The 23085-nt window shown below is 68.1% G+C and carries 22 protein-coding genes; 11 read left to right on the top strand and 11 right to left on the bottom strand.

Features of this window, described 5'->3' with window-relative positions; all coding sequences use genetic code 11:
• Positions 1–4: 4 nt before the first annotated feature.
• The 4 genes from AC07PZ_RS24860 to proV all read right to left on the bottom strand — a co-directional run bounded on the left by AC07PZ_RS24860 (position 5) and on the right by proV (position 5123).
• The gene (locus AC07PZ_RS24860; RefSeq protein WP_495297830.1) at positions 5–1558 is read right to left on the bottom strand and encodes a fumarate hydratase; all 1554 of its coding nucleotides are present in this window, start codon (positions 1556–1558) and stop codon (positions 5–7) included.
• Between the two features lie 80 nt (positions 1559–1638).
• Positions 1639–2649 carry a glycine betaine/L-proline ABC transporter substrate-binding protein ProX gene (gene proX, locus AC07PZ_RS24865; protein ID WP_495297831.1) on the bottom strand — a complete coding sequence of 337 codons (1011 nt, stop codon included), beginning with the start codon at positions 2647–2649 and terminating at the stop codon, positions 1639–1641.
• Positions 2650–2675: 26 nt separating this feature from the next.
• The gene (gene proW, locus AC07PZ_RS24870) at positions 2676–3845 is read right to left on the bottom strand and encodes a glycine betaine/L-proline ABC transporter permease ProW (protein ID WP_495297832.1); all 1170 of its coding nucleotides are present in this window, start codon (positions 3843–3845) and stop codon (positions 2676–2678) included.
• A gap of 24 nt (positions 3846–3869) precedes the next feature.
• Positions 3870–5123: a glycine betaine/L-proline ABC transporter ATP-binding protein ProV gene (gene proV, locus AC07PZ_RS24875; protein ID WP_495297833.1), complete on the bottom strand. Its 1254-nt coding sequence runs from the start codon at positions 5121–5123 to the stop codon at positions 3870–3872.
• 454 nt (positions 5124–5577) lie between these two features.
• Here proV and fumC point away from each other — a divergent pair, with 454 nt between their 5' ends.
• The gene (fumC, locus tag AC07PZ_RS24880; RefSeq protein WP_495297834.1) at positions 5578–6975 is read left to right on the top strand and encodes a class II fumarate hydratase; all 1398 of its coding nucleotides are present in this window, start codon (positions 5578–5580) and stop codon (positions 6973–6975) included.
• Positions 6976–7046: 71 nt separating this feature from the next.
• Here fumC and AC07PZ_RS24885 read toward each other — a convergent pair whose 3' ends face one another.
• The gene (locus AC07PZ_RS24885) at positions 7047–7676 is read right to left on the bottom strand and encodes a TIGR00645 family protein (RefSeq protein ID WP_495297835.1); all 630 of its coding nucleotides are present in this window, start codon (positions 7674–7676) and stop codon (positions 7047–7049) included.
• Positions 7677–7861: 185 nt separating this feature from the next.
• Between AC07PZ_RS24885 and acs the strand changes: the two genes are divergently transcribed.
• A complete protein-coding gene (gene acs, locus AC07PZ_RS24890; RefSeq protein WP_495297836.1) occupies positions 7862–9865 on the top strand; it encodes an acetate--CoA ligase in 2004 nt (667 codons plus the stop codon).
• Positions 9866–9961: 96 nt separating this feature from the next.
• Complete coding sequence (locus tag AC07PZ_RS24895; protein WP_495297837.1) at positions 9962–10465, top strand: LapA family protein; 504 nt, start codon at positions 9962–9964, stop codon at positions 10463–10465.
• Positions 10466–10516: 51 nt separating this feature from the next.
• Here the strand turns inward: AC07PZ_RS24895 and AC07PZ_RS24900 are convergent, their stop codons facing one another.
• Both AC07PZ_RS24900 and ilvD read right to left on the bottom strand, forming a co-directional pair.
• Positions 10517–10828, bottom strand: a complete 312-nt coding sequence (locus AC07PZ_RS24900; RefSeq protein ID WP_495297838.1) for a c-type cytochrome — start codon at positions 10826–10828, stop codon at positions 10517–10519.
• Positions 10829–10833: 5 nt separating this feature from the next.
• A complete protein-coding gene (gene ilvD / locus AC07PZ_RS24905) occupies positions 10834–12528 on the bottom strand; it encodes a dihydroxy-acid dehydratase (RefSeq protein WP_495297839.1) in 1695 nt (564 codons plus the stop codon).
• A gap of 97 nt (positions 12529–12625) precedes the next feature.
• Between ilvD and AC07PZ_RS24910 the strand changes: the two genes are divergently transcribed.
• Positions 12626–13570: a LysR family transcriptional regulator gene (locus tag AC07PZ_RS24910; protein WP_495297840.1), complete on the top strand. Its 945-nt coding sequence runs from the start codon at positions 12626–12628 to the stop codon at positions 13568–13570.
• 50 nt (positions 13571–13620) lie between these two features.
• A complete protein-coding gene (gene lgt, locus AC07PZ_RS24915; protein ID WP_495297841.1) occupies positions 13621–14433 on the top strand; it encodes a prolipoprotein diacylglyceryl transferase in 813 nt (270 codons plus the stop codon).
• 52 nt (positions 14434–14485) lie between these two features.
• On the opposite strand, the gene msrA is transcribed toward lgt, so the two are convergent.
• The 4 genes from msrA to AC07PZ_RS24935 all read right to left on the bottom strand — a co-directional run bounded on the left by msrA (position 14486) and on the right by AC07PZ_RS24935 (position 17221).
• Positions 14486–15235 carry a peptide-methionine (S)-S-oxide reductase MsrA gene (msrA, locus tag AC07PZ_RS24920; protein ID WP_495297842.1) on the bottom strand — a complete coding sequence of 250 codons (750 nt, stop codon included), beginning with the start codon at positions 15233–15235 and terminating at the stop codon, positions 14486–14488.
• 95 nt (positions 15236–15330) lie between these two features.
• Positions 15331–16059, bottom strand: a complete 729-nt coding sequence (locus AC07PZ_RS24925; RefSeq protein WP_495297843.1) for a gamma-glutamylcyclotransferase — start codon at positions 16057–16059, stop codon at positions 15331–15333.
• Positions 16060–16110: 51 nt separating this feature from the next.
• A complete protein-coding gene (locus AC07PZ_RS24930) occupies positions 16111–16245 on the bottom strand; it encodes a hypothetical protein (protein ID WP_495297844.1) in 135 nt (44 codons plus the stop codon).
• 166 nt (positions 16246–16411) lie between these two features.
• Positions 16412–17221: a GntR family transcriptional regulator gene (locus tag AC07PZ_RS24935; RefSeq protein WP_495297845.1), complete on the bottom strand. Its 810-nt coding sequence runs from the start codon at positions 17219–17221 to the stop codon at positions 16412–16414.
• Positions 17222–17373: 152 nt separating this feature from the next.
• Here AC07PZ_RS24935 and AC07PZ_RS24940 point away from each other — a divergent pair, with 152 nt between their 5' ends.
• From AC07PZ_RS24940 to AC07PZ_RS24965, 6 genes are read left to right on the top strand one after another with little or no spacing between them, the layout of a single operon-like run.
• Positions 17374–18252 carry an isocitrate lyase/PEP mutase family protein gene (locus AC07PZ_RS24940; RefSeq protein WP_495297846.1) on the top strand — a complete coding sequence of 293 codons (879 nt, stop codon included), beginning with the start codon at positions 17374–17376 and terminating at the stop codon, positions 18250–18252.
• A gap of 1 nt (position 18253) precedes the next feature.
• Entirely contained in the window at positions 18254–19684 is a 1431-nt protein-coding gene (leuC, locus tag AC07PZ_RS24945) for a 3-isopropylmalate dehydratase large subunit (RefSeq protein WP_495297847.1), read from the top strand.
• 2 nt (positions 19685–19686) lie between these two features.
• On the top strand, positions 19687–20319 hold the full coding sequence (leuD, locus tag AC07PZ_RS24950) for a 3-isopropylmalate dehydratase small subunit (RefSeq protein WP_495297987.1): 633 nt from the start codon (positions 19687–19689) through the stop codon (positions 20317–20319).
• Complete coding sequence (locus AC07PZ_RS24955) at positions 20316–20867, top strand: YbhB/YbcL family Raf kinase inhibitor-like protein (RefSeq protein ID WP_495297848.1); 552 nt, start codon at positions 20316–20318, stop codon at positions 20865–20867. The genes leuD and AC07PZ_RS24955 overlap by 4 nt, the downstream gene beginning before the upstream one ends.
• Before the next feature lie 60 nt (positions 20868–20927).
• Positions 20928–21905 (top strand): Bug family tripartite tricarboxylate transporter substrate binding protein, encoded by a 978-nt coding sequence (locus tag AC07PZ_RS24960; RefSeq protein ID WP_495297849.1) that lies wholly within the window; start codon positions 20928–20930, stop codon positions 21903–21905.
• Between the two features lie 6 nt (positions 21906–21911).
• Positions 21912–23084 carry a 2-methylaconitate cis-trans isomerase PrpF family protein gene (locus tag AC07PZ_RS24965; RefSeq protein WP_495297850.1) on the top strand — a complete coding sequence of 391 codons (1173 nt, stop codon included), beginning with the start codon at positions 21912–21914 and terminating at the stop codon, positions 23082–23084.
• Position 23085: the final 1 nt, after the last annotated feature.

Genomic DNA, 23085 nt, shown 5'->3' on the forward strand with positions numbered 1-23085 from the left:
GGGTTCAAACGGCTTCCAGCGCGATGGTCTTGAATTCGCCGCTGGCGATGCGCTTCTGCCACTCGGCCGGGCCGGTGATGTGCGCGCTCGTGCCGCCGGCGTCGACCGCCACCGTCACGGGCATGTCGACCACGTCGAATTCGTAGATGGCTTCCATGCCGAGGTCTGCGAAGCCGACCACCTTGGCGGTCTTGATCGCCTTGCTCACGAGGTAGGCGGCGCCGCCCACGGCCATGAGGTAGGCGCTCTTGTGCTTCTTGATCGCCTCGATCGCGACCGGGCCGCGCTCGGCCTTGCCGATCATCGCGATCAGGCCGGTCTGCGCCAGCATCATCTCGGTGAAGCCGTCCATGCGCGTGGCGGTGGTCGGGCCGGCGGGGCCGACCGCCTCGCCCTTCATCGGGTCGACGGGGCCGACGTAATAGATGACGCGGTTCTTGAAGTCCACCGGCAGCGGCTCGCCCTTGGCCAGCATGTCGGCGATGCGCTTGTGCGCGGCATCGCGGCCGGTCAGCATCTTGCCGTTGAGCAGCAGGGTGTCACCCGGCTTCCAGCTCGCCACTTCTTCGTGCGTGAGTGCGTCGAGGTCGACCTTTTTGCTCTTGTTGTAGTCGGGCGTCCAGTCGACGTCGGGCCACAGGTCCAGCGATGGCGGCGTGAGGTAGACCGCGCCGCTGCCGTCCATCACGAAGTGCGCGTGGCGCGTGGCCGCACAGTTCGGGATCATCGCGACCGGCTTGCTCGCGGCATGCGTCGGATACATCTTGATCTTGATGTCGAGCACGGTGGCGAGGCCGCCCAGGCCCTGCGCGCCGATGCCCAGCGCGTTGACCTTCTCGTACAGCTCGATGCGCAGCGCCTCGACCTTCGTCAGTTCGGCGCCCGAGGCCTTCTTGGCCTGCAGCTCGTGCATGTCGAGGTCGTCCATCAGGCTTTCCTTGGCCATCAGCGCGGCCTTCTCGGCGGTGCCGCCGATGCCGATGCCCAGCATGCCCGGCGGGCACCAGCCGGCGCCCATCGTCGGCACCGTTTTCAGCACCCAGTCGACCACGCTGTCACCGGGGTTCAGCATCACGAGCTTGCTCTTGTTCTCGCTGCCGCCGCCCTTGGCCGCGACGGTCACTTCCAGCTTATCGCCCGGAACGATCTCGGTGAAGATCACCGCGGGCGTGTTGTCCTTGGTGTTCTTGCGATCGAACTGCGGGTCGGCCACGACCGAGGCGCGCAGCGTGTTGTCCGGATGGTTGTAGCCCCGGCGCACGCCTTCGTTGATCGCGTCGTCGAGCGAACCCGTGAAGCCGCCCCAGCGCACGTCCATGCCGACCTTGAGGAACACGTTGACAATGCCGGTGTCCTGGCAGATCGGGCGCTGGCCGGTCGCGCTCATCTTGCTGTTGGTCAGGATCTGCGCGATGGCGTCCTTGGCCGCGGGGCTTTGCTCGCGCTCGTAGGCCTTGGCCAGGTGCGCGATGTAGTCGGTCGGGTGGTAATAGCTGATGTACTGCAGCGCGGCGCTGATCGATTCGATCAGGTCGGCCTGCTGGATCGTGGTCGTCATGGTGGGGTGTTTTTTAGTGGGGAATACAAACGCAAAAGCCCCGCGATTATCTCAGCCACCACCAGGCCGACGTTGCCGCTCTACTTTGCGGCCGCGCGCGCCTCGGCAAGCCAGCCGTCGAAGATGGTCTGGTGCGCGCGGATCCAGCCATCGGTCTGGCGCGCCACGTCCTGCTCGCTGTTCTGGCCTTCGCTCATGCGAAGGTTCTGCGCATTGATGTCGGAGATCGGCAGCGTCATCACCTCGAACAGGCGACCCGCGGCAGGGTTCTTCTCGACGAACGCGCGGTTGGCGACGATCTGTTCCTGGTTGGCCCTGAAGCCGTAGTTCCTGCCGTTCGGCAACTGCGTGTCGACTTCGTCGCCGCCCTGCGAGGACGAGAACGGTACCTGCAGCCACACCACGTCGGTGCCCGGACGCAGCACGGCGCTGACCCAGTAGGGCGTCCAGGTGTAGTACAGCACCGGCTTGTCCTGCCTGAAGCGTGCAATGGTGTCGGCCATCAGCGCGGCATAACTGCCTTGCTTGTGGGTGACGGTGTCGCGCAGCTGGTAGGCATTCAGATGGCTCTCGATCGCCAGCTCGCAGCCCCAGCCCGGGTTGCAGCCGGTGAGGTCGGCCTTGCCGTCGCCGTCGGTGTCGAACAGCTTCGCGATGTCGGGGTTCTTGAGTTGCGCGATGTTCGTGATGCCGTATTGCTCCGCGGTCTTGCGGTCGATCAGGTAGCCCTGCACGGCGCCGTCGGAATACACACTCTTGCGCCACAGCTTGGCGTCACCGCCGCTGTTCTTGTAGAAGTCCGCATGCAACAGGCTCCAGTGGTTCGCCATGAAGGTGGCGTCGCCGTTGGCGATGGCGAGGTGTTCGGTGGCGGGCTCGAGGTCCTTCATCGGCTCGACCGTGTAGCCGAGCTGTTCGAGTGCGCGCATCACCAGCAGCGTCTGGAAGGCTTCCTCGGCCAGCGAGCTTTTCAGCGGCTGCACGGTGACGCCGGTGCCGGGCAGATCGCTGGCCGCCTGAGCCGCCACGCCTGAAGTCAGGAGGGCGATGGCGAGCAGGCAGCGAGCGACGAGTTGGGTTTGCTTCTTCATTCGACGGGGTTCTCCAGCTTGCGTGTTCATCGGGCTTGCGTGGTGGACAGCGCGAGGGCCGGTTCTTCAACGGGTCGCGCAGGCGCCACGGCGCGATGCAGCAGCCGCAGCGTGAAGCCGGCCGGCCCGGTGTGCCACCAGCGGCGGCCTGCGGCGCGGCGCGATTGCCCCATCGCCTGCGTCAGCCGGTCCAGCGTGATGGCGAGCAGCACGATGCCCAGGCCGCCCACGGTGGCCAGGCCCATGTCCAGCCGCCCGATGCCACGCAGCACCATCTGGCCCAGGCCGCCGACGGCGATCATCGAAGCGATCACCACCATCGACAGCGACAGCATCAGCGCCTGGTTGATGCCGGCCATGATCGAAGGCATTGCCAGCGGCAACTGCACCTTCACGAGCATCTGCCAGGGCGATGCGCCGTAGGCGCGCGCCGCCTCGATCAGGTCCGGACGCACCTGGCGCAAGCCAAGGTTGGTCAGTCGCACCAGCGGCGCTAGCGCGAACACGATGGTCACGATCACGCCCGGCACGTTGCCGATGCCGAACAGCATCACCACGGGCACCAGGTAGACGAAGGCCGGCGTGGTCTGCATGGCGTCGAGCACCGGCCGCATCACGCGCTGAGCGCGGTCGCTGCTGGCCAGCAGCACACCGAGCGGCAGTCCGATCACCATGCAGAACACCAGCGAGGTCAACACGAGCGACAGCGTCACCATCGCCTCGGGCCAGATGCCGAGCATGGCGACCAGCAGCAGCGCGACGGCCGTGCCGATGGCCAAGGCGCGGCCCGCGAACTGCCAGGCCAGCAGGCCGATCAGCGCGATCATCGCCAACGCCGGCAGGCCGGTGAGCAAGGCCTGCACGTGGTTGAGCACGCTGTCGATCGGCAGGCGCACGGTCTGGAAGAAAGGGCGGAAGTGTTCGACGACCCAGCCCAGGCCGTGGTTGATCCACGCTTCGATCGGCAGCGAGCCGTCCCAGAGACGAGACAGGTGAAAGCCCGGGTTCGCATCGACGGCGCCGGTGCCCGCGGCGTGTGCGGCGCTGGCCGGCGCGTCGAGCCAGGCACTGGTCGCCGTGGCATCGGGCGCGGCAGACAGCGCCTGCCACGGGTCGAGCGGCGTGGCCGCGGGCATGGCCGGCGTGGGGTCGACGGCCTGGATGTTCAGTTCGGACGAAAGGGTGTTGTCGTTCATCGGTTCGGGGTCCTTCGTTCGGAATCAGTGCGGCTCGGCGGCGAGGGCGGGGGGCGCGTTGGCGGGCACGGCTTCGATCGGCGGCGTGTCGCGATCGAGGAACTTGAGCAGCGTCGTCTTGCTGATCGCCCCGCAGAAGCGGCCGTCGTCGGCCACCACGGGCAGCGCGCAGGGCGCCTGCGCCAATTGGCCGATCAGGCCGGCGACGGGCGCGTCGGCCTCGATCGACGGCAGGCCGCCAAGGAACGCGTGCTGCAGTCCGAGCGGGCCGGAATGCCCGTCGAGCGCCGCGCGCAGGGTGTCGGCCGACACCACGCCGAGAAAGCGCTTGGTCGGACTCGTGACATAGGCGAAGTCGCGGTCCTGGTCTTCCAGCAGCTTGAGCGCCGCGCGGGCACCACGCTCCGGGTGCTCGCTGACCACGGTGAGCGACTTGCGGGCGATGTCGGCCGCCTTGAACACCGCGGCTGCGTCCACGCCGCGCACGAAGCTTCGCACGTAGTCGTCGGCGGGGCTGCGCAGGATCTCGTCCGGCGTGCCGACCTGGATCACGTGGCCGTCCTTCATGATCGCGATACGGTCGCCGATGCGCATGGCCTCGTCCAGGTCATGCGAGATGAAGACGATGGTGCGGCGCTGTTCCTGCTGCAGGCGCAGCAATTCCGACTGCATCTCGGTGCGGATGATCGGGTCGAGCGCCGAGAAGGCCTCGTCCATCAGCAGGATCGACGGGTCCGACGCCAGTGCGCGCGCCAGGCCGACGCGCTGCTGCATGCCGCCCGAGAGCTCGTCGGGATAGCTGTCGCCCCAGCCGGCCAGGCCGACCTGCGCCAGCGCCTTGTCCGCCTGCGCGAGCCGTTCTGCCTTGCCGGTGCCCGACAGCTCCAGGCCGAAGGCGGTGTTCTCGCGCACCGTCATGTGCGGCATCAGCGCGAAGGACTGGAACACCATGCTGATGTCCTTGCGGCGCAGCGCGCGCAGCCGGGCATCGGAGTGTTCGTTGATGTCGGCGCCGTCGATCACGATGCGGCCGGCGGTCGGCTCGATCAGCCGGTTCAGCAGCCGCACCAGCGTCGACTTGCCGGAGCCCGACAGACCCATGATCACGAAGATCTCGCCGGCCTGGATCTCGAACGTGGCGTCGAACACGCCGATCGACTGGCCGGTGCGCGCGAGGATCTCCTTCTTCGAAAGTCCTTGGCGGACCAGCTCCAGTGCCTGTTGTGGCTGATCGCCGAACACCTTGAAGACATGGTCGATGAGAATTCCTTTGGCCATATGCCGGGCTCCTTTGTGGGGGGTGGACAGGGCGCGGACGCATGAGCGACCGCAGCCACGCCGCAGCCGATGGGGCTGCCGACAAGGCACTGAAGACGACACATCGATGGCGACGCAACCAGAGCCTCGTGCGAAATACGCGCAACGTGGCAGTGGGGACCGGAGAAGGCTCCGGCCGGGTGCCGGGCTGGGCCCGGCGAAGATCCCTGCGCCGCGACGGGATTCGGAGATCCGCGAGTAGCACAGGTTCGACCGACGCAGTCATCATGACTTGCCGGTCGTCTGAAGTCGTTGATTATGACTTTTATGCATGAAGAGGTCAAGCTGCTCGACGTATCGTGCTGTCGGCGGCCAGGCAATGGCCTCGTCAGATGCGATCCATTCCTATTGGGCCGATACTCTGCCCCGCGCCCCGCGAGCGGGCGCTTTCTTCCATGACTGCGGAGCTTTTTTCATGACGACTTCCCCCAAGACCCGTGCCGAGCGCGATACCTTCGGACCGATCGACGTGCCGGCCGACAAGCTGTGGGGCGCGCAAACGCAGCGCTCACTGCAGAATTTCGACATCTCGGGCGAGCAGCAGCCGCGCGAGATCATCAAGGCGCTGGCCCAGGTGAAGCGCGCCTCGGCGGTGGTCAACCACGCGCTGGGCCTGCAGGACGAAAAGAAGACGAAGGCGATCGTGGCGGCCGCCGACGAAGTCATCGCCGGCCAGCATCCGGACGAATTCCCGCTGGTGGTGTGGCAGACCGGCTCCGGAACGCAGAGCAACATGAACGTCAACGAGGTGCTGGCCAACCGTGCCAGCGAGATCCTCGGCGGCGAACGCGGCGAAGGGCGCCTCGTGCACCCGAACGACGACGTCAACCGCAGCCAGTCGAGCAACGACGTGTTCCCGACCGCCATGCACGTGGCGGCGGTCGAGGCGCTCACCCACAAGCTGCTGCCGGCCATCGCCAAGCTGCGCGGCACGCTCGAGCAGAAGTCGATCGCCTTCATGGACATCGTCAAGATCGGCCGCACCCATCTGCAGGATGCGACGCCGCTCACGCTGGGTCAGGAGTTCTCCGGTTACGTGGCGCAGCTCGCGCACGGCGAAGCGCACGTGCGCGCCGCATTGCCGCACCTGAGCGAGTTGGCGCTGGGCGGCACGGCCGTCGGCACCGGCCTGAATGCGCCCAAGGGCTATGCCGAGCAGGTCGCCGCCGAACTCGCCAAGCTCACAGGCCTGCCCTTCATCACCGCGCCGAACAAGTTCGAGGCCATGGCGTCGGTCGACGCGCTGGTGCATGCGCACGGCGCGCTGAAGACGCTCGCCGCCAGCATGATGAAGATCGCCAACGACGTGCGCTGGCTGGCCAGCGGTCCGCGCAGCGGCATCGGCGAACTGAGCATTCCCGAGAACGAACCCGGCTCGTCGATCATGCCGGGCAAGGTCAACCCGACCCAGAGCGAGGCGGTCACGATGCTGGCCGCGCAGGTGTTCGGCAACGACGTCGCCATCAACTTCGGCGGCGCATCCGGCAACTTCGAACTCAACGTGTTCCGCCCGATGGTGGCCCACAACTTCCTGCAGAGCGTGCGGCTGCTGGCCGACGGCATGGTGAGCTTCAACGACCATTGCGCGGTCGGCATCGAGCCGAACCGCGAGCGCATCACCGAACTGGTCCAGCGTTCACTGATGCTGGTGACCGCGCTCAACACGCACATCGGCTATGACAAGGCAGCCTATATCGCCAAGAAGGCACACAAGGAAGGCTCGAGTCTGCGCGAGGCCGCTGTGGCGTCGGGCCATCTCACGGGCGAGCAGTTCGACCAGTGGGTGGTGCCGGAGAACATGACCGGCCGCTGATCGTCGGCCATGAAAAAGCCCCGGGGGACCGGGGCTTTTTTCATCGGGCTTCCGGTGCGTCGAGCAGCGTATCAGTGATTCTTGCCGTTCGGCGTGCTGCTCATCAGCTTGTCGGTGTACGCAATGGCCATCGCCGACAGCAGGAACGCGATGTGGATCGTGGTCTGCGCGATCAGCACGCGGTCGGTGTAGTTGTCGGCATTGATGAAGGTCTTCAGCAAATGGATCGAGCTGATGCCGATGATCGACAGGCCCAGCTTCACCTTCAGCACCGACGCATTCACGTGGCTCAGCCATTCGGGCTGGTCGCGATGGCCATCGAGATCCATGCGGCTCACGAAGGTCTCGTAGCCGCCGACGATCACCATGATCAGCAGGTTGGAGATCATGACCACGTCGATCAAGGCCAGCACCACCAGCATGATCACTGTCTCGTTGAGCGTCGTGATCGGCAGGTCGGGCTTGTAGCCGATGCTGCTGACCAGCGCCTGCAGGGCCGTCTGGCTGCCGAACGCGGCTTCCACCAGGTGCAGCAGTTCCACCAGGAAGTGGACCACGTACACACCCTGCGCAACGATCAGGCCGAGATAGAGTGGAAGCTGGAGCCAGCGGCTCGCGAAGATGAGCTTGGGCAGCGGACGCATCGGCGAACCGCGGCGTGCGGAGGGCGGATCGAAGGGGTCTAGGTCGGGTGCGGACATCGGGAGTTGGTGAATTCGGTGGCGGGGGTAGTCAGGAGGCGTTCAGGAACGACGGCCGCGATTCTAGGATGGCCCTCGTGTCCGGACGGTGATGCCCTTGCGGTACTAACATCGTTGCGTCAGTGGCCCGTAAGTGCCCGCATCGACATTACGGCCGCATTCCACACAGCTCCAGGAGACACGCAATGAGCAGCCCCACCCACATCGAATCCGTCCTTGTCGAGAACCGCGTGTTCCCGCCCGACGCGCGCGCGCAGCAGGGCGCGCGCATCAGCGGCATGGCCGCCTACGACGCGCTGTGCGCCGAAGCCGCGAGCGACTTCGAAGGCTTCTGGGCACGCCACGCCCGTGACAACGTGGTCTGGACCAAGCCCTTCACGCGCACGCTCGACGAGTCCAATGCGCCGTTTTACAAGTGGTTCGACGACGGCCAGCTCAACGCCTCGGCCAACTGCCTCGACAAGCACATCGGTACGCCGGTCGAGAACAAGACCGCGATCATCTTCGAGGCCGATGACGGCGAGGTCACCGAGATCACCTACAAGCAGTTGCTGCTGCGCGTGTCGCATTTTGCGAATGCGCTGAAGGCCGAGGGCATCAAGAAGGGCGATCGCGTCATCATCTACATGCCGATGACCGTCGAAGGCGTGATCGCGATGCAGGCCTGCGCGCGCATCGGCGCCACGCACAGCGTGGTGTTCGGCGGCTTCTCGGCCAAGGCGCTGCAGGAACGCATCATCGACGCCGGCGCGGTCGCCGTCATCACGGCCAACTACCAGCTGCGTGGCGGCAAGGAACTGCCGCTGAAGGCCATCGTCGACGACGGCATCGCACTCGGCGGTTGCGAGTCGATCAAGACCGTGCTGGTGTACGAACGCACGCTGACCGACTGGAAGCGCGTCGAAGGCCGTGACAAGACCTTCGACGAGGTGATCGAGGCCCTCGAAGGCCAGGCCAACGAATGCCCGCCGGAGCCGGTCGATGCCGAGCATCCGCTGTTCATCCTCTACACCTCGGGTTCGACCGGCAAGCCCAAGGGCGTGCAGCACGCCACGGGCGGCTACCTGCTGTGGGCCAAGCTCACGATGGACTGGACCTTCGACCTGCGTCCGGACGACGTGTTCTGGTGCACGGCCGACATCGGCTGGATCACCGGCCACACGTACGTCACCTACGGCCCGCTCGCGGCCGGCGCCACGCAGGTCATCTTCGAGGGCGTGCCGACCTTCCCGCATGCCGGGCGCTTCTGGCAGATGATCGAGAAGCACAAGGTGTCGATCTTCTACACGGCACCGACCGCGATCCGTTCGCTCATCAAGGCCGCGGAGTCCGACGACAAGGTCCATCCGAAGAACTGGAACCTGTCGAGCCTGCGCATCCTGGGTTCGGTCGGCGAGCCGATCAACCCGGAGGCCTGGATGTGGTACCACCGGAACATCGGCCACGAGAAGTGCCCGATCGTCGACACCTTCTGGCAGACCGAGACCGGCGGCCACGTGATCACGCCGCTGCCGGGCGCGACGCCGCTGGTGCCGGGCTCCTGCACGCTGCCGCTGCCGGGCATCATGGCCGCGATCGTGGACGAGACCGGCAAGGACCTGCCCAACGGCGCGGGCGGCATGCTGGTCATCAAGCGGCCGTGGCCCTCGATGATCCGCACCATCTGGAACGACCCGGAGCGCTTCAAGAAGAGCTACTTCCCTGAAGAGATGGGCGGCACGATCTACCTGGCGGGCGACGGCGCGGTACGCAGCGAAGACCGCGGCTACTTCCGCATCACCGGCCGCATCGACGACGTGCTGAACGTCTCGGGCCACCGGCTCGGCACGATGGAGATCGAATCGGCGCTGGTGTCGAAGACCGATCTGGTGGCCGAGGCCGCCGTGGTCGGCCGGCCCGACGACGTCACGGGCGAGGCGGTCTGCGCCTTCGTCGTGCTCAAGCGCGGTCGCCCGACCGGCGACGAGGCCAGGCAGATCGCGGCCGAGCTGCGCGCCTGGGTGGCGAAGGAGATCGGCCCGATCGCCAAGCCGCGCGACATCCGCTTCGGCGAGAACCTGCCGAAGACGCGCAGCGGCAAGATCATGCGGCGCCTGCTGCGCAGCCTGGCAAAGGGCGAGGCGATCACGCAGGACACGTCGACACTCGAAAACCCCGCCATCCTGGACCAGCTGGGCCAGGCCTATTGAGCGACATGCCGGCCGGGCCGGCGCACGGTGTCCGACACGTGTGCGCCGGCGCATGGGTTACAAGCTCTCCCTGATGTCACTTCGAGGAGATTTCCCATGGGTCTGAGAACAGGTGTTCTGCTGGTCGTCGTGCTGCTGATCGCGGCGCTGGCTGCGCTCAACTGGGGCGTGCTGGCTGCGCCCGTCGCGATGTCGATCGGCTTCATGGACGTCACGGCGCCGCTCGGGCTGATCATGCTCGGCCTGACCGCGCTGCTGGCCGTGTTCTTCGTGGTCTACGTGGTGTACCTGCAGAGCTCGGTTTTGCTCGAGACGCGTCGTCACACGAAGGAAATGCAGGCACAGCGCGACCTGGCCGACAAGGCCGAGGCCTCGCGCTTCACCGAACTGCGCAACTTCCTCGAAACACAGGAGAACACGCACATGGCGCGCAACGCGGATCGCCATGCGGCGCTGCTGGCGCGGGTCGAGCAACTCGAGAGTGCGGTCCGGCTTCGTGCCGAACAGACCGAGAACACGCTGGCCGCGCACATCGGCCAGCTCGAGGATCGCATCGAGGGCCGGACGGTCGTTCCCGCCCCGGTGGCACCACAGTTCTAGGCAGCAGCCACGACGGCCGGTCGCCCGTCCGCCGCCGCGACTTGCCTGCTGCTACTTGGTCGACAGCACCCAGGCCGCGAGCTTCTTCGCATCGGCCTCGCTGACCTGGTTGTTGGCCGGCATCGGCAGCGGGCCCCAGACGCCGGAGCCGCCCTTGCGGATCTTGTTGGCCAGCGCGTCGGCCGCGCCCGGGTTGTCCTTGTAGCGCGCCGCGATGTCCTTGAACGCCGGGCCCAGCACCTTGCGCTCGACCTGGTGGCAGCTCATGCAGTTCTTGGACGTCGCCAGCGCCAGATCGGCGAGTGCCGGCGTTGCCAGGCAAAGGCCCAGCAACGCGAGCAGCAGGGCTTTTTTCGTGGTCATCCGGATCAATAGTTGTCGAGCACTGCGCCCGTGCTGGCGCTCGAGGCGTTGAACGCGAACTTGGCGAGCACGCCACGTGTGTAGCGCGGTGCCGGCGCCTTCCAGCCTTCACGGCGCTTGGCGATCTCGGCGTCGGGCACGTTCAGTTCCAGCTTGAGCGTGTGCGCATCGATGGTGATCGAATCACCCTCGTTGACGAAAGCGATCAGGCCGCCTGCATAGGCTTCCGGCGCCACATGGCCGACCACCATGCCCCAGGTGCCGCCGGAGAAGCGGCCGTCGGTGATCAGCCCCACGCTTTCGCCCAGGCCCGCACCGATCAGCGCGCCGGTCGGTGCCAGCATTTCAGGCATGCCCGGTCCGCCCTTGGGGCCGAGATAGCGCAGCACCATCACGTCGCCGGCCACGATCTTGCCGGCCAGGATGGCGGCCAGCGCCGACTGCTCGTCGTCGAACACGCGTGCCGGGCCGGTGATCACCGGGTTTTTCAGGCCGGTGATCTTGGCGACCGCGCCCTCGGGGCTCAGGTTGCCCTTGAGGATGGCGAGATGGCCTTCGGCGTACATCGGCTGATCGATCGGGCGGATCACGTCCTGGTCGGCGCGCGGCGCGTCCGGCACGTCGGCCAGCGTCTCGGCGATCGTCTTGCCGGTGATGGTGATGCAGTCGCCGTGCAGCAGGCCGGCCTTCAGCAGCACCTTCATGACCTGCGGAATGCCGCCGGCCTTGTGCAGGTCGACAGCGAGGTATTTGCCGCTGGGCTTCAGGTCGCAGATCACCGGCACCTTCTTGCGCATGCGCTCGAAGTCGTCGATGGTCCAGTCGACTTCGGCCGCGTGCGCGATCGACAGGAAGTGCAGCACCGCGTTGGTCGAGCCGCCGGTCGCCATGATCACGGCCACCGCGTTCTCGATGGCCTTCTTGGTCACGATGTCGCGCGGCTTCAGGTCTTTCTTGATCGCCTCGATCAGCACCTTGGCCGATTCCTTGGCGGAGTTTTCCTTCTCGTCGTGCGGATTCGCCATGGTCGACGAGTAGGGCAGGCTCATGCCCAGCGCCTCGAACGCGCTGGACATCGTGTTGGCGGTGTACATGCCGCCGCAGGAGCCGGTGCCCGGGATCGCGCGCTTCTCGATTTCCTTCAGGTCCTCGTCGCTCATGTTGCCGGCGGCGTTCTGGCCGACCGCCTCGAACACGCTGACGATGTTCAGGTCCTGGCCTTTGTAGCGGCCCGGCAGGATGGTGCCGCCGTAGACATAGATCGCCGGCACGTTGGCGCGCAGCATGCCCATCATGCCGCCGGGCATGTTCTTGTCGCAGCCGCCGACCACGACCACGCCGTCCATCCATTGGCCGCCGACGCAGGTCTCGATGCAGTCCGAGATGACCTCGCGGCTGACCAGCGAGTACTTCATGCCTTCGGTGCCCATCGCCATGCCGTCGGAAATGGTCGGCGTGCCGAACACCTGCGCGTTGCCGCCCGATTCCTCGATGCCGGCGATGGCCGCATCGGCCAGCTTCTGCAGGCCGGAGTTGCAGGGCGTGATGGTGCTGTGGCCGTTGGCGACGCCGACCATCGGCTTCTTGAAGTCGCTTTCTTCGTAGCCCATCGCATAGAACATCGAGCGGTTGGAGGCGCGCGCCTTGCCTTCGGTGATGTTCGCGCTGCGGCGGTTGATCTGGATCGTCTTGGTGTCCATGGCGTCTCTTGTCTGGGGGAATCGGGGGACGCCAGTATCCGCGCAATGACTCATTCATTCCAATCCATTTGGAGTGGTCGATTGATATGCTCGGCATATGAAAGAAACCCAGATCGACTTGCGGGTCTGGCGCCAGTTCGTCGCGGTGGCTGAAGAGCTGCACTTCGGCCGCGCCGCGCAGCGCCTGAACCTGACGCAGCCGCCCGTCACGCAGGCGATCGCCCAGCTCGAGAAAACGCTGGGCATCGTGTTGTTCGACCGCACGCGCCGGCGCGTCGCGCTCACGCCGGCCGGCGAGGCGTTGCTGCCCGACGTGCGCGACCTGCTCGACCGGGCACAGGCGCTGCCGGCACGGGCGCGCGCCGCTGCCGCCGGCGAGGTCGGCCGCGTGCGGCTGGCTTTCGTCTCGACCATCGGTTTCGAGCGCCTGCCGGCCTGGGTGCGCGAGTTCCGCCGGATCTGCCCGCAGGTCGCGCTGGAGCTGGTCGAGGCGACCGGCGACGTGCAGCTCGAAGCCCTGGCGCGCGGCGAGATCGACGCCGGCCTGATGCTGCATTCACCCGGCTTCGCGCCGCCGGCGCTGGAGCGCCTGCCGGTCGCGCAGGAGCCGCTGGTGCTGGCGCTGCCGGCGCAGCATCCGCTGGCCGTCGACGACACGCTGTCGCTGGCCGACGTGCTGGCCGAGCCGCTGGTGATCTTTCCGCGGCGCATCGTGCCGTCGCTGCACGACGCGGTCTTCGGGCTGTACCACGCGGCCGGCCGCATGCCGACGATCGCGCAGGAGGCGATCCAGATGCAGACCATCGTGAACCTGGTGTGGGGCGGCATCGGCGTTGCCTGGGTGCCGGCGAGCGTGATGCAGTTCCGGCGCGAGGGTGTCGTCTATCGCGCGGCCGAGGCGTTCGCGCCCGCAGGGCGGCGCAAGGGCGCCACGGCCTTGCCGGCCTGCGAGACCAGCCTGGTCTGGCCGGCCGATACGGCGAATCCGGCGCTCGCGCGTTTCGTCCGCTTCGTGCGCGACGCGGGCTCGGCCGCCGCCTGACCCGGCGCAGCGACACACGAACGTCAGGCGGCGCACGGCACAATCGCCGGATGCTCATGTATCCGCAGATCAACCCGATCGCACTGCAGATCGGTCCCCTGGCCATCCATTGGTACGGCCTCACCTACCTCGCGGCCTTCGCGCTGTTCTTCTTCCTCGGCACGCGCCGGCTGCGGCACGAGCCGTTCCGCTCGATCACCGGGCCGGGCGCCTGGAGCCGCAAGGACGTCGAAGACATCCTGTTCCTCGGCGTGATGGGCGTGATCGTCGGCGGCCGGCTCGGCTACTGCCTGTTCTACAAGCCCGGTTTCTACCTCACGCATCCGCTGGAGATCTTCATGGTCTGGCAGGGCGGCATGAGCTTCCACGGCGGGCTGCTCGGCGTGATCGCGTCCATGCTGTGGTTCGCGCATTCGCGCAAGCGCCCGTACTGGCAGGTGATGGACTTCGTCGCGCCCTGCGTGCCGACCGGCCTGGCCGCGGGCCGGGTGGGCAACTTCATCAACGGCGAACTCTGGGGCCGCTTCAGCAGCCCGGACCTGCCCTGGGGCATGGTGTTTCCGCAGAGCGGATCGATGCTGCCGCGGCACCCGTCGCAGGTCTATCAGTTCCTGCTCGAGGGCTTGCTGCTCTTCGTCATCCTGTGGCTTTACGCGCGCAAGGAACGGCCCGAGCGCCGCGTGTCGGCGGTGTTCCTGATCGGCTATGGCCTGATGCGCTTCATCGCCGAATATTTCCGCGAGCCCGATGATTTCCTTGGCCTGCTCGCGCTCAACATGAGCATGGGCCAATGGCTCTGCGTGCCGATGATCGCGTTCGGGATCTGGCTCTACGCCACGGCGCCGAAGCGGCGCACGGCCTGAACCCTGGGCATCGATGGCAGCCGCTGACCTGCGGCTGCAGCCCTCACCGCACTCAGGCGCCCGCGCCGACCAGCACCGGCGCTGCGCGGTAGACCGCCGGGAAGACGCGCTTGAGCTCGTCGATCTTCGGCAGGTCGTTGTAAACGATGTACGGCTGGTTCGGATTGCGCGTCAGGTAGTCCTGGTGATAAGCCTCCGCCGGGAAGAAGCGCTTCTGCATCTCGATGGTCGTGACGATCGGCTCCCCAAAACTCTTCGCCTTGCCCAACTGGTCGATGTAGGCCTTCGCGACGCGTGCCTGTTCGGCATTCTGCGGAAAGATCGCCGAGCGGTACTGGGTTCCGTGGTCCGGTCCCTGGCGGTTCAGTTCGGTCGGGTTATGTGCCACCGAGAAATAGATCTGCAGGATGCGGCCATAGCTGATCTGCTTGGGGTCGTAGGTGATGCGCACCGCTTCGGCGTGGCCGGTGCTGCCGGAGCTGACGATCTCGTAGCGCGCCGATTTCTCGTCGCCGCCCGCATAGCCCGACACGGCGTTCGTCACGCCCTTCACGTGCTGGAACACGCCCTGCACACCCCAGAAGCAGCCGCCCGCCACCACCGCGGTGGCGCTTGTGCCTTCCGATGCGGCCGGCGCATCGTCGGCCGGCGCGGCAATCGCCACGGCCTTTTCCGCCGCGCCCGACGGCGCTGCCGGATAGATCGCCATCACGCCGGCCAGCAGCAGGCCGCCGCCCAGCAGCCATCGGCGCGAGAGCAGGGGGTGTTGCAGGGTGGCGCGTTGCGTCGGATCGTGTCTCATGGCGTGTCGCTTTCTGTCGGGATGGAAGAAATGGGCGGGCACGCACATGGGTTGCGCGTGCCGGTCTTTCTAATTCGATGCCGGAGCGCTTCCGGTTACACCGGCGCCGATGGTGCGGCGGTCGCCGCCGTGGCGGCTTTCAACGCCAGCGCCAGGCGCGCGATGCTGGCATCCTCGATGCCCAGGTCGCGCAGCGCGTGCGCCGTGTTCTCGAAGTACTCGGCGCAACTGCCCAGGCTGCCATGCCCGGTCGCGATGAAGTGCGCAGCCTCTGCATCGCTGAGTTCGCCCGTGTAGCGGACGTGCTCGCGGTTCGCGACGAAGGTCAGGGCAGGCACCGGTCCGGCCGGCGTGACGGCGTCGACCCAGCGTGCGTGGTACGTGCCCGACATCATCTCCCGCTGCCAGAGAACCAACAGTTCCTCGCGCGCACGTTCGCCCGCGATGCGGAAGACGACGCCATCGCAGCTGCCGCCCTGGTCGAGCGCCAGCATCAGCCCGGGCGTCTGCATCGAGCCGCGCGCCATGTAGAGGCGCAGGCAGAAGCGCCGGTGCCAGCCCTGCACGCTGGCGCGCATCGATTCGGCGTAGTGGATGGCGGGGTTCCACATCAACGATCCATAGCCGAAGACATGGATGTCGGCGCCGTCCTTCTGGCCGAGGAGCGCGGCGTCCAGCGTGGCTGCCAGTTCGGCCGGCGAGCGCATCGTCGTGCCCGGCGGCGCCGTCGCGCGCAAGGCCGACATCAGCGAGCCGTCTCCCAGGTTTTCCCGGGTGATGGCAAAGGTGCGGCATGGGCCATCCGGTTGCGCGGGCATGGACATGACGGGTGGGCGGTGCGGAGGATGCGAGAGCGACGCCGGCGCGCTGCCGCGTCAGATGCAGCGGAACATCACGCCGGTTTCACCGGCCGCCTTCCCGCGGATCTGCGCCGTCAGGCCCTTGTCCCGGCAATAGCTGGCGGCGTCGGCGGACGTCGGCGTGCGCGTCGTGCCATCGGGATAGGTCACGATTTCATGGGAAGGCGTGCCGCAACCGGCGAGAACGCATGCGAGCGCAAGAGGAGAGAGGTATCTGAGGCAGTTCATCCGCTCGATTCTGGCGCAACCTGCCCGCGCATGGCGGTCAAGGGGCTCCGGCGCCTGAACGCCGCGACAGGCCGACGCCGGCGGACGCTCAGTGCACGTCGTGCACGATCTGGCCGGCGCTCAGCGTATTGACGGTCGGGCCCGGAATGTCCATCAGGATGCGGCTGTGTTCGGGTGACATGTAGGCGGTCAGGTGCTGCACCGGCCGCGCGGCGGTGTCGTGCATCACGCGGACCAGCTTCAGCAACGGCGCGCCCACTTCGGTCTGCAGCACCTGTGCGCGTGCCGGATCGGCCGCCACGGCCGTGATCTCCTGCACCACGCGGCCGAATTCGACGCCCTGCGCCAGCAGCAGTTCATACAGCGCGTTCTTGCGCAGCGCGCTGGCCGACACCTTCTTGCCGAGGTCCGTCGGCACCCAGGCGTCGGTCAGCATCACCGGCGTCTCGCGGATGCTGCGCAGCCGGATCGCGTGGACCGCCTGCACGCCGGGCTCGAGGTGCAGCAGCGTCGCGATGTCCCGCGGCGGCGCGTCGTGCGCGACTTCCAGCACCTTGACCTGCGTTTCCAGCGCGGCCTTCTTGAGGCTGTCGATCAGGCTCAGGCTCGGGACGGCGCGCGCCATCGGCAGGTCGGCGCGCACGAAGGTGCCGAGCCCGTGCCGGCGCTCCACCAGCCCCAGCGCCGCGAGATCCGCGAGCGCGCGGCGCACCGTGATGCGCGACACGCCGAAGCGCTCGCACAGCGCCTCTTCCTTGGGCAGCACGCCACCCGGCGCGAACGCGCCCTGCGCAATCTGGTCGCGCAGCACCAGGAACAGCTGTCGATGAAGCGACGTGCCCTTGGCCAGGGCGACGCGTGCGGGCGCGGAGGAGGACGAGGACGTCAGCGGGTTCATGGGCGATGCAGGGAAGGAGGGGAAAGAGGTCGATGGACGCGTCGAAAGCGGGCCGAAAGCCGGCAGCATAGCTTCGTTGACTTGTGTTTATGTTGTGATATTCTTAGTACAACTAGATCGACAACATCACGAAACGTCCCACGGAGACACCGATGACGAACCCGCAACCCGCCTCCGGCCTGCGCCGGCAACTGCAATCCCCCGGCATGGTGATCGCCCCCGGTGCATACGACGGCATCGGTGCCCGGCTGATCGAGCAGGCCGGCTTCTCCGCGGTCTACATGACCGGCGCCGGTACCTCGGCTGCACGCGGCTTTCCCGATTTCGGCCTGCTCACGATGAGCGAGATGGTCGACAACGCCGCCGTCATGGCTCGCGCCGTGTCGATCCCGCTGATCGCCGATGCCGACACCGGCTACGGCAACGAGCTCAACGTGACGCGCACCGTGCGCGAATACGAGGCGCGCGGCGTCGCCGCGATCCACATCGAGGACCAGGTGTCGCCCAAGCGCTGCGGCCATCTCGACGGCAAGCAGGTCATCTCGCGCGAGGAGTTCGTCTCGAAGATCCGCGCCGCCGTCGAGGCGCGCCGCACGCCCGACTTCGTGGTCATCGCCCGCACCGACGCCCGCGCGATGCTCGACCTCGACGAAGCCGTGTGGCGTGCCAATGCGGCGCTCGAGGCCGGTGCCGACGTGGCCTTCGTCGAAGCCACGCAGACCCTCGAGGAAGTCGCGGCCGTGCCCCGGCGCGTGCATGGCCCCTGCCTGCTGAACGTGGTGCCCGGCGGCCGCACGCCGAACATCGATCTGCGCGAGGTCGAAGCCATGGGCTACAAGCTCGCGATCCTGCCGGGCCTCATGCTGAAGGCCGCGATCGAGGCCGGCGACGCCGCGCTGGCCGAGCTCAAGGCGACGCACAAGGCGCCCGCGGTGAACCAGACCGTGGCCCAGACGTTTCGCCGTTTCGGCGCCGACGAGTGGGACGCGCTGCGCACCCGCTTCAACGCCGGCGCCACGATGGGCCAATGACATGGCGCGCACGCTGTTCGACAAGCTGTGGGACGCCCACGTGATCCGCGAGCTCGGCGACGGCTGGGCGTTGCTGCACATCGACCGCCATCTGCTGCACGACCTGTCGGGCCCGCCCGCGCTGGCCGAGGTCGCGGCCCGCGGGTTGCCGCTGCATGACCCGGAGCTCGTCTTCTCGACGCCCGACCACGCGGTGTCGAGCCAGCCGGGCCGCGTCGCGACCACCTTTCCGCTGGGCGGCCGGCTGCATGCGGCGCTCAAGAGCCGCAGCGCCGAGATGGGCGTGCGCATGTTCGATCTCGGCGAGCCGGGCCAGGGCATCGTGCATGTGATGGGGCCGGAGCTCGGCATCGTGCTGCCCGGCCTCACGCTGATCTGCGGCGACAGCCACACCTGCACCAACGGCGGCCTCGGCGCGATGGCCTTCGGCGTCGGCTCGTCCGAGAGCACGCATGCGCTCGCCACGCAGACGCTGCGCCAGCAGAAGCCCAGGCAGTTGCGCATCCGCTGCGACGGCGCATTGCGCGCCGGCGTCACGGCGAAGGACCTGGCGCTGCACATCATCGGCCGGCTGGGCGCCGCGGCCGGCGTGGGCTCGGCCATCGAGTTCGCCGGTCCGGCGATCGAGGCGATGGACGTCGAGGGCCGGCTCACGCTGTGCAACCTGTCGGTCGAGCTGGGCGCGCGCTTCGGCATGGTGGCACCCGACCAGCGCACGGTCGACTACCTGCGCGGCCGGCCTTTCGCGCCGCAGGGCGCGGCCTTCGACGAGGCGGCGGCCTACTGGCGAACATTGCCGAGCGACGCCGATGCGGCGTTCGATCGCGAGGAAGTCATCGATGCCTCGGCGGTGCGGCCCACCATCACCTGGGGCACGAGCCCCGAGCACGCCATCGCCATCGATGCCCGCATTCCCGATCCGCAGGCCAGTGCCGATCCGGCACAGCGCGACACGCTGGCGGCGGCGCTCGACTACATGGGGCTGGCGGCCGGCGAGGCGATTGCGGGCACGCCGGTCGACTGGGTCTTCATCGGCTCCTGCGCCAACTCGCGGCTGTCGGACCTTCGCGCGGCGGCCGACGTGGCGCGCGGCCGGCAGGTCGCCGCGGGCGTGACCGCCTGGGTCGTGCCGGGTTCGGAAAACGTCAAGCGCGCAGCCGAGGCCGAAGGCCTGCGCGAGGTCTTCGAGGCCGCGGGCTTCGCCTGGCGCGAGCCCGGCTGCAGCATGTGCGTGGCCGCCAATGGCGAGCAGGTGCCGCCGCAGCGGCGCTCGGTGTCGACGTCCAACCGCAACTTCGTCGGTCGCCAGGGGCCGGGCGCGCGCACGCATCTGGCCAGCCCGGCGATGGCCGCCGCCGCTGCCATCGCCGGCGCCATCACCGACGTGGCGGCGCTCGGCGCCGTCGCCCGCAGCGCCGAGGTGATCGAATGACCATGCAGCCCTTCACCACATTGACCGGCGCCGCGGCGCACCTGCCGCGCGCCAACGTCGACACCGACGTCATCGTGCGCATCGAGCGTCTGACCGCCTCGACATCGCGCGATGGCCTGGGTGCCTACGCGCTGGAAGCGCTGCGCTATCGCGAGGACGGCAGCGAGGATCCGTCCTTCGTGTTCAACCGTCCGGCCTTTCGCGGCGCGCCGATCCTGCTGGCGGGCGACAACTTCGGCTGCGGCTCGTCGCGCGAGGGTGCCGTGTGGGCGCTGCAGGGCATGGGCGTGCGCTGCGTGATCGCGCCGAGCTTCGGCGACATCTTCTTCAGCAACTGCTTCCAGAACGGCATGCTGGCGATCCGCTGGCCGGCCGGGCGGGTCGACGCGCTGGCCAGGCTCTGCGCAGATGGCGCACCCGCCACGATCGACCTGCAGGCCCGCCATGTCACCGCGCCGGACGGCAGCGTCCAGGCCTTCGAGGTCGATCCGTTGCGCCGCGAAGCCCTGCTGCACGGGCTGGACGACATCGGGCTCACGCTGAAGGACGACGCGCTGATCCGCGAATGGCAGGCCGCCGACCGGCGCCGGCGGCCGTGGGCCTGGCCGTCGGCCGGCGCGAAGGCGGCGGCATGAATCGCTTCATGCTGCGCTGGATCGGGTTGCCGCTGCGGGGCCGCCATGCCGGCGATGCGACGCTGGCCTGCAACGATCCGGCCTTGGCCTCGCTGCCCGACGGGCCGGCGTTGCGCAGCGCATCGTTCACCCACGACGGCGCGCTGGACCTGCGGCAGGCCGGCGAGGGCGTCGGCGGCAACCTGTCGCCCGAGCTGCACTGGAGCGCATTGCCCGCGGCCGCCACGCACTGGGCGCTGATTGTGGAAGACCCGGACGTTCCCTTGCGCCACGCCTTCGTGCACGGCATCGCCACCGGCACAGCGAGCACCACATGCCTCGCGGAAGGCGCCATGGCGGGCTACGCGGGCGCGCGGCCATTGCCCGGACATGGCACGCATCGCTATGTGTTCCAGCTGTTCGCGTTGCTGCAGGCGCCTGGCGCGGTGCCCACGCGCGAGCGCTTGATGCCGGTACTGCACGACAGGGCCGTGGCGTGCAGCCGGCTCGTCGGGCTGTTCAGGCGCGACTGGCTGCACGCGCGGCCCGTGAAGCCGCAGCCGCCCTGAAGACGCGCCGAGCCCGCCGGCGCCATACAAGAAGACAAGAGACATACGGAGACAACACGAATGACAAGACAACGACGACAGACCCTCTTCAACGTCGGCGCACTGCTGGCGGTCGCCATGGCATCGCCCTGGGCCCATGCGCAGGCCGTGTGGAAGCCCGACCGGCCCGTCACGCTGGTCGTGCCCTACAGCGCGGGCGGCGGCACCGACGCCACTGCACGTGCCGTGTCGAAGCAGCTCGGCGTGCTCTGGGGGCATCCCGTGGTGGTCGACAACGTGCCGGGCGCCGATGGCCTGATCGGCACGCGCCGCGTGATGGAAGCCAGGCCCGACGGCTACACGCTGCTGCTGCAGGTGCCGGCCATCGTCGTCACCAAGTACACGCCGGGGCTGAAGGGCATCGACCCGCTGGCGAGGCTCGATCCGCTGACCGCCGTGTCGCAGTCGCCGGCGGCGATCGTCGCGAGCGCCAAGCTGCCGGCGCGCACGTTCGCGGAGTTCATCGCTTACTGCAAGACGGCGGTGCAGCCGTGCTCGCTGGCGAGCGGCGAGAGCCTGGCGCGGATCTCCGCCAGGCAGCTCGCGGCCGAGGCCGGCATTCCGAACCTGATCGTCGTCAACTACCGCGGCACCGGCGCGATCGTGACCGACCTGATCTCGAACAACGTCAACATGGCGTTCACCGGCATCACGGCCGCCTTGCCGCACTACAAGGCCGGCACGCTGAAGATCTTCGCGACGCAGGGCCGCCAGCGCGCCGCCGTGCTGCCCGAGGTGCCGACCACGGCCGAGGCGGGCTTTCCGCAGTTCCAGTCGGTCACGTGGTTCGGCCTGTTCGCGCCCAAGGGCACGCCGGCGGCCGTGGCCAACGGCATCGTGGCTGCGTTGCGCGAGGCGGTGAAGGACGCCGACGTGCAGAAGACCATCGCTGCCGCGGGCGCGGAGCCGGTCGTCAATTCGCCCGCCGAATTCGCCGCGCAGGTGCGCGAGGAGAGCGAGCGGCTCGGCGCGCTCGTCAAGACCTATCCATTGGAGTGAAAGCCCATGACCCCGCTACATGATCCCGATGCCGAACAGACCGAGGTGCGTTGCGTGCTGATGCGCGGCGGCACGAGCAAGGCGCTGTTCTTCCACCAGGCCGACGTGCCACCGCCCGGCCCTGCGCGCGACCGCCTGCTCAAGCGCGCCATGGGCACGCCCGACGTGCTCCAGATCGACGGGCTCGGCGGTTCGCGGCTGGTGACGTCCAAGGTCGCGATCATCCAGCGCTCCGCGCGCGAGGACGCCGACGTGGACTACACCTTCGCGCAGGTCGACGTCGATCGCGACCTCGTCGGCTACGACGCCAACTGCGGCAACATCTCGTCGGCCGTCGCCCCGTTCGCGATCGACGAAGGGCTGGTGACAGCCGTCGAGCCGGTGACCACGGTGCGCATCCACAACACCAACACCGGCACGCTGCTGGTGTCGAAGGTGCAGGTGCGCAACGGCAAGGCGCGCGTGCACGGCGATTGCGCGATCGCCGGTGTCCCGGGTACCGGCGCCGAGATCCTGATGGACTACACCGACACGCTCGGTGCCAAGACCGGCAGGCTGCTGCCCACCGGCCAGGCGGTCGACACCATCGCGCTGGAAGACGGCCGGCGCATCGAGGTGTCGGTGGTCGACGCCGCCACGCCCTGCGTCTTCATCGCCGCCAGTTCGCTCGGCCTGGGCGGCAGCGAGCTGCCGCCCGGCATCTCGGCGGACCGTGCGCTGATCGAGACGATCGGCGAGCTGCAGGCCAAGGCCGGCGAGCGGATCGGCCTGTACCGGCATTGGCGCGACGTGCATCTGCCCGGCCTGCCGCTGGCCGTGATCGTGGCCGAGCCGGCCGACTACGCGGACACCAACCACAGCGTCGTGAAGGCCGGTGGCTGCGACCTGCGGGCGCGTCTCGTCTTCCTCGGAAAGTGCCACGACAGCATGGCCGGCACCGGCTCGCTGTGCACGGCCGCGGCATCGCGCGTGCCGGGCACGCTGGTCCATGCCGCCGTGGGTGCGCGCAACGGCAGCCACACGCTGCGCATCGGCCATCCGCTGGGCGTGATGGACGTGAAGGTCGTCGTCCGCCCCGCCGCAGACCCGGCACAGACGCGCTTCGACGCGCTGGGCATCGCCCGCACGGCACGCCGGCTGATGGCCGGCACCGTGTACGTGCCCACGGACGCCGCCTGAT

Source organism: Variovorax sp. GW821-FHT10B04 (assembly GCF_059415645.1).